At 58.2% G+C, this 16572-nt stretch carries 17 protein-coding genes; all 17 read right to left on the bottom strand.

Annotated features, from left to right (window positions below; genetic code table 11):
• Positions 1-46: 46 nt before the first annotated feature.
• The 17 genes from TH3_RS14185 to TH3_RS22460 are packed head-to-tail and all read right to left on the bottom strand — an operon-like array spanning position 47 to position 16568.
• Entirely contained in the window at positions 47-1294 is a 1248-nt protein-coding gene (locus tag TH3_RS14185) for a beta-ketoacyl-ACP synthase (RefSeq protein WP_007090650.1), read from the bottom strand.
• Positions 1291-2016, bottom strand: coding sequence for a 3-oxoacyl-ACP reductase FabG (gene fabG, locus TH3_RS14180; RefSeq protein ID WP_007090649.1), 726 nt, complete (start codon positions 2014-2016; stop codon positions 1291-1293). Before fabG ends, TH3_RS14185 begins: the two co-directional genes overlap by 4 nt.
• Positions 2013-2510, bottom strand: coding sequence for a hotdog family protein (locus TH3_RS14175; protein WP_007090648.1), 498 nt, complete (start codon positions 2508-2510; stop codon positions 2013-2015). The genes fabG and TH3_RS14175 overlap by 4 nt, the downstream gene beginning before the upstream one ends.
• Positions 2507-3724, bottom strand: a complete 1218-nt coding sequence (locus TH3_RS14170) for a beta-ketoacyl-[acyl-carrier-protein] synthase family protein (protein ID WP_007090647.1) — start codon at positions 3722-3724, stop codon at positions 2507-2509. The genes TH3_RS14175 and TH3_RS14170 overlap by 4 nt, the downstream gene beginning before the upstream one ends.
• Complete coding sequence (locus TH3_RS14165) at positions 3721-4311, bottom strand: DUF3261 domain-containing protein (protein WP_167710577.1); 591 nt, start codon at positions 4309-4311, stop codon at positions 3721-3723. Before TH3_RS14165 ends, TH3_RS14170 begins: the two co-directional genes overlap by 4 nt.
• A 56-nt stretch (positions 4312-4367) precedes the next feature.
• On the bottom strand, positions 4368-5606 hold the full coding sequence (locus TH3_RS14160) for an NAD(P)/FAD-dependent oxidoreductase (RefSeq protein WP_007090645.1): 1239 nt from the start codon (positions 5604-5606) through the stop codon (positions 4368-4370).
• A complete protein-coding gene (locus TH3_RS14155) occupies positions 5606-7933 on the bottom strand; it encodes an MMPL family transporter (RefSeq protein WP_007090644.1) in 2328 nt (775 codons plus the stop codon). Before TH3_RS14155 ends, TH3_RS14160 begins: the two co-directional genes overlap by 1 nt.
• On the bottom strand, positions 7933-8568 hold the full coding sequence (locus TH3_RS14150; protein WP_007090643.1) for a LolA family protein: 636 nt from the start codon (positions 8566-8568) through the stop codon (positions 7933-7935). The genes TH3_RS14155 and TH3_RS14150 overlap by 1 nt, the downstream gene beginning before the upstream one ends.
• On the bottom strand, positions 8565-8972 hold the full coding sequence (locus tag TH3_RS14145) for an acyl-CoA thioesterase (RefSeq protein WP_007090642.1): 408 nt from the start codon (positions 8970-8972) through the stop codon (positions 8565-8567). Before TH3_RS14145 ends, TH3_RS14150 begins: the two co-directional genes overlap by 4 nt.
• On the bottom strand, positions 8969-10531 hold the full coding sequence (locus TH3_RS14140; protein ID WP_007090641.1) for an HAL/PAL/TAL family ammonia-lyase: 1563 nt from the start codon (positions 10529-10531) through the stop codon (positions 8969-8971). The genes TH3_RS14145 and TH3_RS14140 overlap by 4 nt, the downstream gene beginning before the upstream one ends.
• On the bottom strand, positions 10524-12245 hold the full coding sequence (locus TH3_RS14135; protein WP_007090640.1) for a glycosyltransferase family 2 protein: 1722 nt from the start codon (positions 12243-12245) through the stop codon (positions 10524-10526). The genes TH3_RS14140 and TH3_RS14135 overlap by 8 nt, the downstream gene beginning before the upstream one ends.
• A complete protein-coding gene (locus TH3_RS14130; RefSeq protein WP_007090639.1) occupies positions 12242-13924 on the bottom strand; it encodes an ApeI family dehydratase in 1683 nt (560 codons plus the stop codon). Before TH3_RS14130 ends, TH3_RS14135 begins: the two co-directional genes overlap by 4 nt.
• Positions 13921-14520, bottom strand: a complete 600-nt coding sequence (locus TH3_RS14125; protein WP_007090638.1) for a COG4648 family protein — start codon at positions 14518-14520, stop codon at positions 13921-13923. Before TH3_RS14125 ends, TH3_RS14130 begins: the two co-directional genes overlap by 4 nt.
• Complete coding sequence (locus TH3_RS14120) at positions 14501-14749, bottom strand: acyl carrier protein (RefSeq protein ID WP_007090637.1); 249 nt, start codon at positions 14747-14749, stop codon at positions 14501-14503. Before TH3_RS14120 ends, TH3_RS14125 begins: the two co-directional genes overlap by 20 nt.
• 2 nt (positions 14750-14751) lie before the next feature.
• Positions 14752-15015, bottom strand: a complete 264-nt coding sequence (locus tag TH3_RS14115) for a phosphopantetheine-binding protein (protein ID WP_007090636.1) — start codon at positions 15013-15015, stop codon at positions 14752-14754.
• Positions 14990-15817, bottom strand: a complete 828-nt coding sequence (locus TH3_RS14110) for a lysophospholipid acyltransferase family protein (RefSeq protein ID WP_007090635.1) — start codon at positions 15815-15817, stop codon at positions 14990-14992. The genes TH3_RS14115 and TH3_RS14110 overlap by 26 nt, the downstream gene beginning before the upstream one ends.
• A complete protein-coding gene (locus TH3_RS22460; RefSeq protein WP_007090634.1) occupies positions 15810-16568 on the bottom strand; it encodes a beta-ketoacyl synthase chain length factor in 759 nt (252 codons plus the stop codon). The genes TH3_RS14110 and TH3_RS22460 overlap by 8 nt, the downstream gene beginning before the upstream one ends.
• Positions 16569-16572: the final 4 nt, after the last annotated feature.

Genomic DNA, 16572 nt, shown 5'->3' with positions numbered 1-16572 from the left:
CGCAAAACCCCGGCAGATGCCGGGGTTTTTGTTGGGATGGGCGACCCTAGATTTGCCGTAAGATCAGGGATGTGTTGATGCCGCCAAAGGCGAAATTGTTGCTCATCATATGTTCCGCCGAGAGGCGTCTGGCGTCGCCAAAGATGTAATCAAGTTCGGCGCATTCCGGGTCGACCTGTTCAAGATTGGCGGTGGCGACAAATTTGCCTTCGCGCATCATTTCAAGGCCAAGCCATGCCTCGATGGCACCACATGCGCCGAGGCTATGGCCGAAATGGCCCTTGAGCGTGTGCATCGGAATGGCGCGGTCAAACACCGCACGGGTCGCCCTGCTTTCGGCGAGGTCGCCATGATCCGTCGCGGTGCCGTGGCCATTGACGATATCGATATCGGAGGGGGATAGGCCAGCCGTTTCAAGCGATTTACGAAGGGCGACTTCCATTTTATCGGCGGCGGGTTGGGTGATGTGTGCGCCGTCGGAATTGCTGGCGAAGCCGACGATTTCACCGTAAATGGTCGCCCCGCGGGCCTTGGCGTGTTCGTATTCTTCCAGAATAAGCGTTCCGGCCCCTTCGCCGATTACCAGACCATCGCGCCTTGCATCATAGGGGCGCGGGGAGAGTTCCGGGGTATCGTTACTGGTACTGGTGGCAAAGAGGGTATCGAACACGGCGACCATGGTGGGGCAGAGTTCTTCGGCCCCGCCTGCGATCATCAGATCCTGCATGCCGAATTTGATCGCCTCGTAGGCATAACCGATCCCCATGCTGCCCGATGTGCAGGCGGTCGAGGTCGGGATGATGCGCCCGGAAATGCCATAGAGCACGCCGATATTGACGGCTGCCGTGTGGCTCATCATTTGGATATAGCTGGTGGCGGTGATGGCGTTGCTGTCGCCATGTTCCATCAGGCGGGTGAAGCCGAGAACGGGCGGGGTGCTGCCAAATGACGAGCCATAGGCAATGCCAAGACGCCCGCCTTGCAAGATGGCGGTATCATCACGAAGCCCCGCCATTTCGAGTGCCTTGTCGGTGGCATCGACCGACATCTGGGCGACACGGCCCATACTGCGGAGCTGTTTGCGGCTGAATTTGCCCTTGAGCGTGAAATCCTGCACGGGGGCGGCAAGGCGGGTGCGCAGATCATATTTGCCGTCCCAGTCATCCATGCGCCGGATGCCGGTTTCGCCCGCTGCCATGCGCGATGAAATGGTTTCCCAATTATCACCAAGGGCGGTGATGCCCGCCATGCCGGTGATGACCACGCGGCGGGTGGAGGATGTGCCTTTGCTCATAACATGCCCCCATTCACACTGATGACCTGACGCGTGATGTAGGACGCATCGGGGCTGCACAGAAACGCGATGGTGGCGGCGACTTCATCCGTTGTGCCGTAGCGACGCATCGGGATCATCGCCTTGACCTCGTCCGCGGGCAGGTCGCCGGTCATCTGGGTTTCGATCACGCCGGGCGCGACGGCATTGACGGTGATTTTGCGTTTGGCGAGTTCAAGGGCAAGCGATTTGACCGCCCCGATGATCCCGGCCTTTGACGCCGCGTAATTGACCTGCCCGCGATTGCCAGCAATCCCGGCGATGGAGGTGAGCGCCACGATACGCCCGCCCTTGCGCCGTTGAATGATCGGCATGATCAGCGGTTTGATCACATTATAAAAGCCATCGAGATTGGTGTGCAGAACCCGGTCCCAATCGTCGTCTTCAAGGGCCGGGAAAGGTCCATCGCGGGTCAGCCCGGCATTGAGGATCACACCGTAAGGCGCGCCATGATCGGCAATGTCGGCCTCAAGTGCCGCGCGCGTCGCGTCGCGGTCGGCGATATCGAACCGGATCAGACGTGCGGTACGGCCAAGGGCAATGATGTCATCGCGGACGGTTTCGGCCCCGTCCTGATCGGAATGATAATGGACGACGATATCAAAACCGTCCCTTGCAAGACGGCGCGCGGTTGCGGCACCGATCCCCTTGCTTGCACCTGTTACCAGAATGGTTTCTGTCATGGCTTTGTCGTTTCTTGGTTGCTGGTTGGGGTTTCGGATGGGGTTGCTGCGTCGTCGGGCTGATAGACATTGATGCGCGCACTCACAAGGATTTCATCGCCTTTGCGAACTTCACCGTCAAACACACCCATTTCGCCGTCTTCGAAAATGTTCTGCACATGGATGACAAGTACATCGCCATCGGCAAAGCCATCGCATGCCATGGTCATTTTGCGCGTGCCGAGCAGATAACCGATTTTGGGTGCTGTGCCGGGGGCAGCAGACTGGGCGCGCCAGCCGCTATAGGCCGCCACCGACTGGGCGATATATTCAATCCCGACATAGACGGGGACGCCGTGCATGGGGGTGAAGAACAGGCTGTTTTTGGTGATGCGGACTTCGGCCGTCAGGCTTTCGGCGTCGGCAGCGAGAATGCGGTCGATCAGAAGCATGGGGGCCGCGTGCGGCACCAGTGTTTCGACCGGTGGGAAGGCCGGTTTTACAGACGCATTCATGCGCGGTTCCCCCGGTTCCAGCCACGGCCCAGAATGACCGAGACGTTGCTGCCGCCAAAGGCAAAAGAGTTGCTCATCATCGCGAGGCGATCCGCTGGCGCCAATCTCGTGCCCGGTTCGGTCACCAGATTGATGTCGGGAATTTCGGGATCAGATGCACCATCCCAGATATGGCGCGGCAGGGGCGCGCCATCGGCGGCATCGCAAAGCGAGAGCCAGAGCATCGCGGCTTCGATGGCACCCGCAGCGCCCAGCGTATGGCCGGTTATGGGTTTGGTGGAGCTTGCCTGGGCATTGGCCCCCAAGACATCGCAAACCGCACGTGCCTCCATCCCGTCATTAAGCGGGGTCGCGGTGCCATGCAGATTGATATAGTCGATGTCGGATGGTTTGAGTTTGGCATTGGCCAGCGCGTTTTGCATGGCTATTGCCGCCCCCCGGCCATCGGGATGCGGGGCGTTGGGGTGATGGGCGTCGGAGCTTTCACCGACACCGAGCAATTCGATGTCGCCCGCATTACGGCGGAGGATGAAGATCGCGGCCCCTTCGCCGATATTGATACCGTCGCGATTGATGCTCATGGGATTACAAATGCCGTTTGATACCGATTGCAGGGCATCAAAGCCGCGCACGGTCAGACGGCAGAGGCTATCGACGCCGCCGACCAGAACCGCATCACACAGCCCGGTATTGATCAGGCGCGCCCCGGCGGCAAAACCCTTGGCACTGGATGAGCAGGCGGTTGAAATCGCGTAAGACGGCCCGCCAAGATCAAAGGCGTCGCGCAGGAAATCAGCGGGTGATCCGATTTCCTGATGGCTATACAGGAACGTTTCAGGGAAGGCCCCGCCATCAAGGGTGGCTTCGTAATCGGTTGTGCCTTCTTCGATGCCCGATGTGCTGGTGCCGATGATGACGCCAATGCGGTCGCGGCCAATATCGGCAATCAGATCGGTGATGTCGGTTTCGATCTGCTGCGTTGCGGCCCAAAGCAGGCGGTTGTTGCGGGTATCGTGACGGGCAAGGTTTTCGGGCAGAGGGGCCGGATCGGTGACGACAGTGCCAAGGATCGTGGCGCGGTCGGGCAGGAAGCCATCGCGCGCGATCATATCCGCCGGGCGGTCGCCAAACAGGGTTGCGCGGGTTTCATCGATCCCGGTGCCAAGGGCCGATACGATGCCAAGGGCGGAAAGATAGAGCGTGCCCGGCGTCATGACGACGATCCAGTGTGTTTTGACTGGATCGTGATGACATAGCCGAAACGTTCGTTGCGGATTTTGGCAAAACCCTGCCAGACATCGCGTACCGGGCGTTCGATCCGGGCATAGAAGCGTCCGTTGCTATCGATGCGAAGCGTGCGCTCACCCATGGTTTCGCGGATCGACAGATCGCGGGGCAGGGCATCGCGCACGACATCGAGCGGCCAATAGACCATGACGATATCGGCAAGCATGCGTTTGGCATCAAGTGTTGCGGGCAGCCAGTCGGCGGTTTGGACCGACAGGGCATCGGTCGACCAGTCGATATCAATCGCGCGACGGCCCAGATCATCGATCATGACGATGCGGGCGTGATCGCGTTCAAGCGATATGCGGGCCTGAAAGGTGCCGGTTTCGGTTTCGTTGCTGCTGGTGTTTTTCCAGTTTGCGGTGACCTGCTGGGTGACGTCGATGGTGTCATCATCGGTCCATGGCTGTTCGGGCAGGGTGAATTCATAGCCCTCGTCAAGCATCACGGTTTGCGCCGGTGTTGATGTGAAGACATCGGGCATGGAAAAGTCGGGCATTGTCAGATCGGGCATGTTCATTGTCTCACAGGCGCTCAGGCCCGTGGCAAGCATGCCAGCGACAAGGGTTTTTACGACGACGGAGCGCATAGATCGTGCAACATCTCAAGATAGCGTTCGGTTTTGGCGACCAGCGGGTTTTCCATGTTCCATGCATAACCTGCAAGGATCGAAACGACCATACGTTTCAGTTGTGAATCGTCATCGGGCTGATTGAAAATAATCGTCTGTAACCGTCCATCATACCATGCATCGACGTAAGCCCGGAACGTATCGACCCCCTTTGATAGCGGGTCGGCGAAATCCAGGTTCCAGTCAACAGACTTGCGATTATGACGCGCGATCAAGGCCTTGGCGGCCAGTTCGGCGGAATGCAGGGCAATGGTGACCCCCGATGAAAAGACCGGATCAAGGAAGCCCGCCGAATTGCCGAGCAGGACATAACCATCGCCAAAAAGGTTTTCCGACTGCGCGCTATATCCGGCGATGGAATTGAGGTCACGGATCGGTTCTGCCTTGGCAAGCAGCGAACCAAGGCGTGTATCGTTGATCAGTTGATTGAAAATTTCCTGATCCGACATGCCGACAAAGGCCGGGTCATTATCGGGATAGATCGCGCCGACGGACGAGGTGCCATCGGAAAACGGGATCAGCCAGTACCAGATTTCATGACGGGTCGGATGCATCGTGATCAGGATTTTTTCGCGGTCATAGCCGGGATCGGTGATGTGATCGCGCATATGGGTGAAGAGGGCACGGCGTTCAATCGACTTGCCGGGCCGGGCAAGGCCGAGCATCCGGGGCAGAACCCGGCCATAGCCGCTGGCGTCGACCACGAACCCGGCGCGCAGTTCACCCGGATTGCCATTTTCATCGGTGAAGCCAAGGCGGCAATCGCCATCGGCAAGTTGTGCGGATGTGACGCGGTGGCCAAAGCGGATATCGACCCCGGCGCGGGCGGTTTCGGCTGCGAGAATCTGATCAAAGCGTGCGCGCTTAACCTGAAACGTGGTGCCCCAGCAAGCGGATGGTTCGAAATTCTGGCGGAAATCAATCGACATATATTGGGGGCCGCATTCGAAGACGGCACCGTTTTTAAACTGGAACCCGGCATCGGTCACGGCATCCAGAAGACCCGCGCGTTCCAGCACATTCATGCAGTTGGGCAGCAGGCTTTCGCCGATCACGAAGCGCGGGAAGGTTTCGGCTTCGAGCACGGTAACGGCCATGCCGGCATCATGCAGGAATTTGGCAATGACCGATCCGGCAGGCCCGGCACCGATGATGGCGATATCGCAATCGGGTCTCACTATTCCTGTCCCCGCTGGTTTTGGGTTTGGGTGTTATGATTGGTTTCTGTCGGTGCGGTCATCCAGAAGGCCAGGAACCACGCCCCGATCAGGCCGATGGCAATCACCGATCCGATATCGCGCACCAGCGGCACGGATGATGTGGCGAGAAGGCCAAAGGCCAAGACGCTACTGATCAGCGACAGCAACACCGCAAGGCGCGTGTCGTCATCATGGGGGCTGTTGCGGCTTTCGGCCAAAAACAGCACGTAATCCGCCCCGATGGCAAAGACCAGAAACAGCGCCATGGTGGTAAAGAAACTTTGGTCGATGCCAAAGACATAACCGCCCAGCACCGCAAACAGGATGGCCCCGGCGGGGGCGGCAAAAACGAAGATGCCGGTGCGAAACCCGTAACGCAGCACCGCGAGGATCGCGGCGACACCAAGCGCACTGCCCAAGGCAATCCATGCCCACAGGCGATAGGCGGCAAACTGATCACTGATCGCGGTCGGCGGGTTGATCAGGGTGACGTTCTGGATATCGGCAAGGGCCAAACGAATTGCATCGATATCGGTGGCGTTGCGAAGCCGGATGATGTCCGAACCGCCGGAATGCAGGAGGGTGATTTCGGGTAATGTCTTTGCCGCGTCTTCATCGGGGACAAGGTAACCGGCATCCATGTCCGGCGCGGTGATATTGACCGGTAACTGATTGGACAGGGCCGCGCCAAAGCGATCATAAAGGCCGGTTGTGACAAGTCCCCGGTTTTCGGTTTGCCGGGTGATCGAGGGGATCAGATCGGACAGGCCGATCATGCCGCCAAGCCGGTTATCGGCGATCAGCGGTGTCAGGGCATGCCGCACCGCTTTGCCGGTTTCAAGGCGGTTTTGCGGATCATCGCCATCAATGCGGATGAAGACCGGACTGCCGCCAAGGCCAAGGATATCGGCGATTTTACCGGCGTCTGATATCAGCGCATCATTGCCGTGACCGAACTGGCGGATATCGTTATTGCCGGGGATCAGGAACGCCGCAAGGGCAAGGGTGATGATGATTGCGGCACTTGCGATCAGGCGAACGCGGATCGGGGCAAATGTTTTGCCAAGGATAGCTTGCAAGCCGTCATGCAGTTTGCGGATCGGCGAGGATGGCCGGACATCGCGGGCCGGGATCAGGGGCAGCAGGAACAGCACCGAACAATAGGCCGCGATCAGACCGGCGATGGAATAAACCGCGATCTGGGACAGCAATTGGGTGGGGCTGAGCGATAGCGCGCCAAAGCCGATCACGGATGTCAGAAGGCCAAGGCTTAGCCCCGGTCGGATTTTGTGCAGCCGGTCCGTGGGTGATCCAGCGGCAGAGCACAGCACAAGGTAATGCAGGGCATAATCGACCGAAATGCCGATCATGGTCGCGCCGAACACCAGCGCAATCGCATGGATCGCCGGGAAGATTGCGACCACGGCGGCGAGCCCCGCCAAAAGGCCGCTGCCGACGACCAGAAGGGCACCGAAAAGCGGGATGGGCGAGTAGAACACCAGCCCGATCATCACAAGGATGCCGATGGTCGCGATGATGGCGATGCGTTGCACATCGGATTGCGCGCGGGTGGCTTCTGCTACGGCAAAGAAGATTTGGCCGGTTTTGGCAACGCTTAGGCCGGGGGTGGCATCGGTGACGGATTGCAGGGCGGTGTTGGCATCTGCGACCCATTTCTGATCGTTGCCGGAGCTTCGCAGATCGGGTGACAGGCTTGCCATCACCGGCAGGTAAAATTGCCCATCGCGCGCGATCACGTCATTGCCGGTGCCAAGCTTTGCGCCAAGGTCGGACAGGAAGGCGGGCAGCAGGGCAAACGGGTCCTGTTTTAGCGACTGGCTGCTGAGCGTTGTGGCCGGGGAATAGAGGTTCTGAATGGCGCGGCGATAAAGGGTTTCGGCGTCGCCATTTGCCAGTTTTTCGCGATCAGAGGGTGACAGCAGGCTGTTGGCGTGCGGGCCATAAAGCGCCATCAGGTCGGCGAAGCGATTGTCGTTGTGACGGGGAAGGGTGATGGTTTGCGTGCCATCAAGGGCCGCGATCCGGCCCGCGAAATCAGTGGCGGCGGTTTCAAGTGTGTCGCGGTCAGAATGCGAGAGCATGAAGATCGCCTGCTGACCATCATTTGCCAGCAGATGACGGACGGTGGCGATGTCAGTTTGCGGGCCGTTTGGGGCGGCATTTTCCTGCCCGATCAGGGACAGGATATCGGCATCGATCCCGGTATGGCCGCCGCGCAATTGCCAAGTGGCAAAAACCGCCATTGTGATCAGGCACAGGGCCCAGAGGGTTGCGCGCAATGCCATTACTGACCTGTTCCGGTCAGAAGGGCGGCAAATTCGGGCGGCAGCGGCAGGCTTTGCAATGCCTGATCCGAAAGGGTGATGGCATCATGGTCGCCGGTCGGTTTTTCCAGTCGGACATTTTCAACAAAATCGGTGCCGGTGGCGGTGATTTTGCTGATCTGGTTTTGGATGGTGCTGCCATCCTTTGGCGTCAGGATGACCTGCCATGCGCCCTGTTCGGTTGTGTCCCTGGTGATGTCAAAACGCTGTTCCAGCGGTTGCCAGTTTCCGGCAAGCACAGCCGAAATCAGTTCAACAAACTGGCGGAACTGATCACCGCGGGCCAGTTCGTCGCGGTTGCCCTGATCATCGATCCGGGTGATGCCGTGATCATCAAGGATTGTGGTGCCGGGGAAGGGTTGCAACGTGCGCCAGACCAGCCCGCGTGCCGGGGACAGGACGAAATCGCCGTTCGAGGTGAGCGGTTTTTCAAAGCCGTCAAGATGGCGGTCCATGGTGAAACTGCCGCCAAGATATTGTTCGGTACCGATGGTCGCCGGGGCCGGAATGTCATCCGCCCGTGCGGTGCCGATCATGCTGGCAGTCAGCAGGATGGCGGTTGCGACGGATGCGATCAGGCGGCGGATCGGAATCAAACAAGGGCCTCCATCTTTTCGATGAAGAAATCGGGGCTGCGATAAAGCATTTCGCCGCTGGATTTTTCGACCGCGACCTGAATGGTGAAGCCCTTGGTCAGTTTTTCACCGGTTTTGCTGTCGCTGACGAGATAGTCGATTTTAAGCCGGTTTTCATATTCGCGGAGCGTCGCGGTGATCGTGATGTTTTGCCCGAAGGTGCAGGGACGGACATATTTGACCCGCATATCCACCACCGGCCAGACATAGCCCGACGCATCCATTTGCGGATAATTGTAGTCGATCTGATCCAGCAGCGCGCAGCGGGCATTTTCAAAGAACTGCACGTAATTGCCGTGCCAGACGACATTCATCGGATCAAGGTGATAGAACTGGATGGTTTCACTGACCGATGCGCTGATCATGATGCCAGATCCCCGCCATAAAGCGCCCAGTGGCGCGATTGAATGCGGTCGATCAGAAGGCGAAGGGTTGCTTCGAGCGGCTGATCTTCGGCGATGAAGGGGATGTCGTTGCCAAGCGCATCAAGGAAGGCGGTGATATCACTGCCAAGTTGTTCGGGTTTGATGTCACCGTTTTTAAGACGCAGCGTGATCGCCTGTTTGACGGCAATCAGGTTGGCAGCCGCGACCTGTTCGGTCAGTTGCAGGATGCGCAGGCAATCACGCGCGGCAATCGTTCCCATGCTGACCTTGTCCTGATTGTGGCATTCGGTCGAGCGCGAAAAGACGCTGGCGGGCATGGTGTTTTTCAATGCCTCTGCCGTCCAGGCGGAAACGCCGATCTGCACGGCCTTCAGCCCATGATTGATCGAAGCGCGATCCGCATCAGATCCCGACAGGTTGGATGGCAGGCCATGATTGAATTTGGTATCGACCAGAAGCGCCATCTGCCGATCCATCAGATCGGCCAGATTGGCGATCAGGGTTTTCATGCCATCGGCGACAAAGGCAACATGGCCGCCATAGAAATGACCACCATGCAGGATGGTTTCGCCTTCGACATCTATCAGCGGGTTGTCATTCGCACTGTTGAGCTCGGTTTCAAGCGTTGCGCGGAAGGTCGGCATCATGTCGGCGAGAACGCCGATGACATGCGGCGCACAGCGCAGCGAATAACGATCCTGCAACCGGGCCGGGGTATAATTCGCTCCCAGATCGGCAAGGTCATCCTCGATAAAGGCGGCAATGCGGGCCTGCCCCGGATGGGGTTTGGCGGCAAACAGGCGTTTGTCAAAATGGGCGGGATTGCCGAGCAACCCGATAGAGGCGAGCGACGTGATGCGTGCTGTCAATCGGCAGAGGTAATCCGCACGCACGAATGCCTGACACATCATGGCGGTCATGACCGATGTGCCATTCATGATCGCCAGGGCTTCCTTGGGGCGGAGCGTTAACGGCGTTAACCCGGACGTGGCAAGGGCATCCAATGCGGTCATTTTCTGGCCGCGATACAGCACGTCGCGTTCGCCGATCAGGGCGGCGGCCACGTAGGAAAGCGGGGTGAGATCGCCGCTGGCGCCGACCGATCCTTCTTCGGGGATCAGGGGTGTGATGTCGTGTTCGAGAAGACCTGCAAGCTGGCGCAGAAGATCAAGGCTGACACCGGAATAGCCGGTGCAAAGGGATGCAAGCCGGACGGCAAGGACAGCGCGCGCCTGATCGGAGGGTAGGATATCGCCAAGGCCGCAACCGTGAAAACGGCTGAGATGAAGCGGCAGTTCGGCGACCAGTTCGGGCGGCACGCGGCGCGATACGGAATCGCCATAGCCGGTGGTGACCCCGTAAATATGGCCGTGATCGCGCAATTCCCGATCAAGGAAATCGGCCCCGGCCTTAATGCGGGTGGTGAATTCCGGGTCGGATGACAGGACGGGCAGGGCACGCTGTTCGGCAAGGGCAACGATATCTTCGATGCGCAGGTTTTCATCGCCAAACTGCACAGTGGTGCGGCTGTTATTCATTCTCGTCCTTTTTCTTCGCCCAGAAGTCATAGAAATTGAACCATTGCAGCGGTTTTGTAACAACAAGCTTTTCAAGCCAGTTGGCATATTGCCCGGCATATTCGGTGATTTTACCGATGCGGTTGGCGCGCGGCAGGGTGATTTGATCGGCCAGTTTTTCCCAGACGATTTCAAAGCGTTTCCCATTGCGCCATGCCGCAACCATATAGACCGGGCATTGCAGCAGATGGGCCAGAACAAACGGCCCCTGCGGGAACGGAGCCGGATCGCCCAGAAACGGGACGCGCACCGATTTATCGCGTGCGCCAATGGCAACGCGGTCCGCTGCAATGACGACCCATTCGCCGCGTTCGACCTTTTCACGCAGCAGCATCGCGGTATCGGGGCCGATATCGGTGACTTCGATCAGATCGACCTGGCTTTGCGGGGCGAATTTTTGCAAGACGCGGCCAAAGCGGGCGGCGTTTTTTTGATGCAGCAGCACATTGACGCGAAAATCGCGGTCGCGGCTGGCAATCGCACGCACCAGTTCGATATTGCCAAAATGCGAGACGAACAGGATGACGGCCTGATCGCGCGGGATATAGGAAAACAGGCTGTCGGCGTGGTTGGGCAGATCAAGATCATCAATCTTCATTTCGCCCGACCATGCGGCGATTTTATCCAGAGCACTTTCGCCGAAATTCATGAAATGGCGGAAACTGTCACGCAGGCCCGGTTTGGGTTGACCGGTGATGGCGGCAACGCGCGACAGGAAATCCTGTGAGGCGCGGCGCGCGACCCGGCCGGTGGCAAAGAAATAAGTGATGACCGGAAACATCACCACCAGACACAGCCGACGTCTGCCATAACGATAAACCGCGCCGAGGAACCGGATGCCCCAGTAAATGCCGCGTTCGTCAATTTCCGACCAGTGTTTGGCGGGGGCTCCGATGGTTTCGGGATGTTTTTCGGGATCAATACCAGTGCGGTGTTTCTGCCCGAAATGGCCACCACGCGCAATAAATCCCGGCAGGCGGGCCAGCATGCCAAAGAACAGCCGGGTGTGCATCCAGCTTATCAGGACATTGTCCTTCCACATGCGGAAGTTAGACGTGTTGTTTTCGGGGTAGGTGACTTCGGTCGGGACGTGATGGACGGGGACACCGCGCCAGTAAAGGCGTACCATCAGTTCGGTGTCGAAATCCATTTTATGGCCGCAGCCTTCTTCGCGCCAGACGGCAAGGCTTTCGGAAACCGGGTACACGCGAAAGCCGCACATGCTGTCGCGGATGTGGGTCGACAATGTTTCGATCCAGACCCAGACATGGGAAATCCAGCGCCCGATACGGCGTTTTTGCGGGATGCTGTCATCATAGACCGGAAGGCCGGTGACAAGCGCCGTTGGGTCTTCTTGTGCGATGCGGATCATTTCCTTGATCCGGTCAAGGTTATGCTGCCCATCGGCATCGACCTGAATGGCGTGGGTGAAACCGGCGCGTTCGGCCATGGCAAGGCCGGTCATTACCGCCACACCCTTGCCGCCATTTTCGTCCAGATGCAGGCAAGTGATGTCGTTTTCGGGATCGTGCAGGGCGGCGACAACATCGTGTGTTTGCGTGTTTGACCCGTCATCAATAATGATCACCGGAAGGTCATATTCGCGCAGACGCGCCACCACATCGCCAAGTACATCATGATGGTTATGGGTCGGGATGACGGCACAGATTTTCATGAGGGGGCCTCGCGCCATTTCAGAATACCGGAGCTGTGATCGCCTTCGGCGTCGGAATGATAGCGGAATTTGATTTTTCTGTTTTCCCGGTCGCAATCAAGTTCAAGCATCAGTTTTGACCCCGGTGCAATCGGTTTGCGATATTTCAGTTGTGTCACCTCGCCGATGGTGACCGGTACGTCAAAAAGCGTTGCGGCCTGATCCACCGCCCAATGCAGTTGCACCACGCCGGGCAGGATCGGCATGCCGGGGAAATGGCCCCGGAAATAAAGCAGGTCCGTTGGCAGGCGCAGCGCCAGATTGACGCGGTCATCATCGCGATTTTGTATAACGATTTCAGGTGTCACAGGTTCCATATCGGCAAAAAGCGCACGCAGCAAATGAAGCGGGCGTTTGCCCTGACTGTCGGATGGTAACCGATCGACAAAGCGCCAACGTTGCGGCAAAGCAGCGTCGTCTTCGAATTTGGCGATTTCACGCCGCAATTGCCGGCCCATGCGAAACCGCCCGATATCGGCCAGCATATCGCGACCCGCAGGCGACAGCACGGCCACCACGCCAAGGCGGCGGTCATTTTCATCGGGGATGAGCGCAATGGCGTCTTCGATCATATCGCTTTGGCGCAGATGGCGTTCAACAGCACCCAGCGAAATGCGTTTGCCTTCGACCTTGACCACCCGGTCGGCCCGGCCATGCAGGGTGAAGGTGCCGGTTGTGTTATCGATCTTTGCGATGTCTTCGGTCTGATACCAGTCATCGCCCGCGATATGGGCGGCACGCACGCGCAGGCATCCGGCATCGTTCAGGGCGACTGCAACCCCCGGCAGGGGATGCCACGGGCAGTTGTCGCCGGTCTGCTGACGATGGGCGATGCCGCCGGTTTCGGTGCTGCCGTAAATTTCGGTCGGGCAGGTGCCGAGCATGGTGGTGGTTTCACGTGCAGCGGCAAGGTCAAGCGGGCCACCCGATGAGAAGATCAGCGACGGGCGCGGCACATCTGCCAGATCGGGATGCAGGTTTTTAAGGTGTGCGGGGCTTGTGATCAGGACATCGCCATTATTGATATCGCCCTGCATCATTTCCCAATAGGGGGCGGGATCGGCGGTAAAGACACGGCTCGTGATCACCGGCCAGACGATGCGGAAAATCAGGCCATAGATATGCTGATGGGATACCAGTCCGACAATGCGTGCGCCTTTGGGGATGTGCGGCTGCCAAAGTGGTTCCTGTATGGTGATTTCGGCTTCGATCAGGGCGAGGGTCTTGGCGATGGGTTTGGCATCCCCGGTCGAGCCGGAGGTAAAGAACACCGCCCTGCAATCGGATGCGGCGGGCAGTGTGGTTGACAGCGTCGCGTCATTGCCTTTGGCGAGCTTTGCAAGGATTGCAGTATCGTCGAGATAGAGATCGAACTGATCGGCAATGCCGTCAAGATAGGCCGGTCGGTCGGTCGCGGGTAAAATCACGGTGGCACCCGCACGCCATGCGGCGGTGATGGCAATCAGGAACAAGCGGGCCGACTGGCAATGGATGGCGATGCGCGAAGATGCGGACAGGGCGGGGCAAAGCCGGTCGATATCGGAACGCAGATCGCCTGCGCAAAACACCCGGTCGCCTTCGATGCAAAGGGCGGTATCGGCGTTTTGCGGATCATGCAGTTTTTCGATAAAGCCGGTCATGGGGTTTCCGTGCCGTTTCGGGTTTTGCGGTCATGGCGGGCGCGCAGGATGCGGCGGACCGGCCATTCGCCAACGAACAATAGGCCCATCAGGATGTAGGAAATAAGGCCGTTATACAGCGTCCAGATTTCCATACTGGCATATTGTGCCGTCCAGCCCGCGATGATTGCATTGGCGGCAAAGAACCCGATCCAGACCTTGGTCAGTTTGCGGGTATAGGCAATCGAATAGGCGTCAAGATCGGGTATTTTGATCCGGGCGAGGCGTTCGACCATCGGTTGGTCGGTAAAAAGCGTGACGGTAAAGACCGATCCCATCGTCAGGCTGACGACCACCGGATAGAACCGGATGGCAAGAAGTTCGCTTGCGATCCCGCCGATGGCAACAATAACGGCAACCAGAACCGCAAGACCGGCAGCGGCATAGCGTTTTGCGAAAACAAATGTCACGGCGCGCAAAAGCACCACGATCAGAAGCCCGATCAGGATGATCTGCGGGGAAAATACCGACAGCCCGAAATAGACCAGAACCGGATAGGCGACACCCAGTGCGGCAAGCAGAATGGTCGCGACCCGTTTAGGAACTGACCAGGACATGGATCTTCTCGACGACGTCATCGACGGTGCGGACAGACCGGAATTCCATGGCCGGGATTTTCTTGCCGGTGATTTCCTGGAATTTGACGATCAGGTCGACGGCATCAATGCTGTCGAGGTCAAGGTCTTCGAACAGGCGGGCGTCAGGGGTGATATCCTCGGACGGGACTTCGAAAAGTTCGACAAGGTAATCGTGAAGCTGCTGATAAACGTCCTGGCGACTGTGCATGATTACCCCTCCTTGCCCGAAGCCTGAATGAATTTCGCCAGATTGCGCACGGATGCAAAATGGGTTTTGACATCTTCGTTCTTGGCATCGATCCGGACATCATATTTTTTCTGGATCGCAACGCCAAGTTCAAGGGCATCGATGGAATCAAGGCCGAGCCCATCGACAAATAGGGCTTCTTCGCTGTCGATATCCTCGACACTTATGTCTTCGAGATTGAGCGTCTCGATAATGAAGGCTTTAAGTTCTGTTTCCAGCGAAGTCATGCGTGAGTCTGTCCAGATAATAATCCTTGATGATCCGGGTCAGCAAACGGGCCTGTTTAGCACGGCTTAATGTCGGATCAGCAATGTCCCCAAATGATAGCGGTGCATCGACCACGAGGCGAAAACGGATTTTCGACGGCGGAATGCGATACCACGGTACCCCCTTTTTCAGGGTATCGTGATTACAGTGCACAACCACAGGAATCAAGTCGACTTGTGTTTCTATCGCGATATTCGCTACCCCGCGTTGCAATTGGCCCAGTTTGCGGCGGCTGGGCGTGCGCGTGCCTTCGGGGAAAATCAGGATACAGGCACCGGTTGCCAGATGATCGCGCGCCTGCGAAATCAGGTTTTTCGGGTCATCATTATTGCGAATGAAACCAGCCGCACTTACCACACCGGCCATGAACGGATTGCGAAACAGTTCGTGTTTGACGACACACTGGCAGCGATCCATCTGGGCCAGGATCATCACGACATCGAGCAATGTCGGATGATTGGCGATGATCAGCGCACCACGTGCGGATCGCAGGCGTTCAATATTTTCGGTCTGGGCGACGGCCACACCGGTGACATCAAGCATCCATGTGAAAAGGCGAAAACCGCGACAGATGACAAACTGGGCGTATTTGCGCCGTTTGGCGCGGTCGCGCAGGATGATCATCATGGCGGGGAAAATGGTGATGGCCAGCAAAAGCCCGCCAAGACCAAAGGATGAAAAGGCAAAGCCGGTCGCCAGCAGCCGCCAATACCAGTTAAAGCCCTTTGACGACCGTATCGGCCTGCCGTGTTTATCAGCCATGCGGTTGCATGGCCCAGCCGCCGGATTTCCCCGGCAGGTTCAACCCGGTTTTTGACGATGCCCCCAGACAGGCGGCGATGGCGCGTGCCTGGCGGTGTGGCATGGGGGCGGGATCATGATCGGGGATCGGATCGAACCAGAACATTTTGCCGTCCGGTTTCGTTGGCTGGTCAAAGCGGATGGCAAGGGCGGTGCCGGAAATGTCGTCCGGGTCCTCGTCATGGTAGATATCGGGCAGTGGCAGATCGACATAGCACAGGATGACCGGGCCATCTTCGCTTGTGAGCTGGCATAATGTTTCGGTGAGGGCGGCGATCAGGCTGTCATTGCCAGCCGAAATCGCGGTGTGGCTTTGGGTGATCGACCAGTTGATCGAGGCAACCCCGACCAGCGCGTTATGCACCGACATGCTGAAATCCGCAGGGGAGAGGGTTTCGTTTGTCGCGACCTGATGGAGGAGTTTCAGCGTGCGATCAATATTGCCGTGGCGGGAGGCAAAAACGATATGCGGATTATCGCCATCACGGATGGTATGGTCGAGCACCTCGGCGGCGGCCCGGCCATAGAGGTCCAGACGCCGCCGCCAGGCGAGTTTGAGGCTGCGCGCCAGATTGGCACCGGTCATATTGTCAATCGGGATTGCGGTATGCGGGATTTCGGTATGCCCGGCTGTTCCGGATTTCAGGACCGCGCGATCATCGCGGTCTTCCCAGAACGCCCAGTGCGAAATTCTGGCGTGCAGCAAACTCATATCC

The sequence above is a fragment of the Thalassospira xiamenensis M-5 = DSM 17429 genome (assembly GCF_000300235.2).
GTDB lineage: Bacteria > Pseudomonadota > Alphaproteobacteria > Rhodospirillales > Thalassospiraceae > Thalassospira > Thalassospira xiamenensis.
This window is presented reverse-complemented; position numbering and strand designations above follow the sequence as displayed.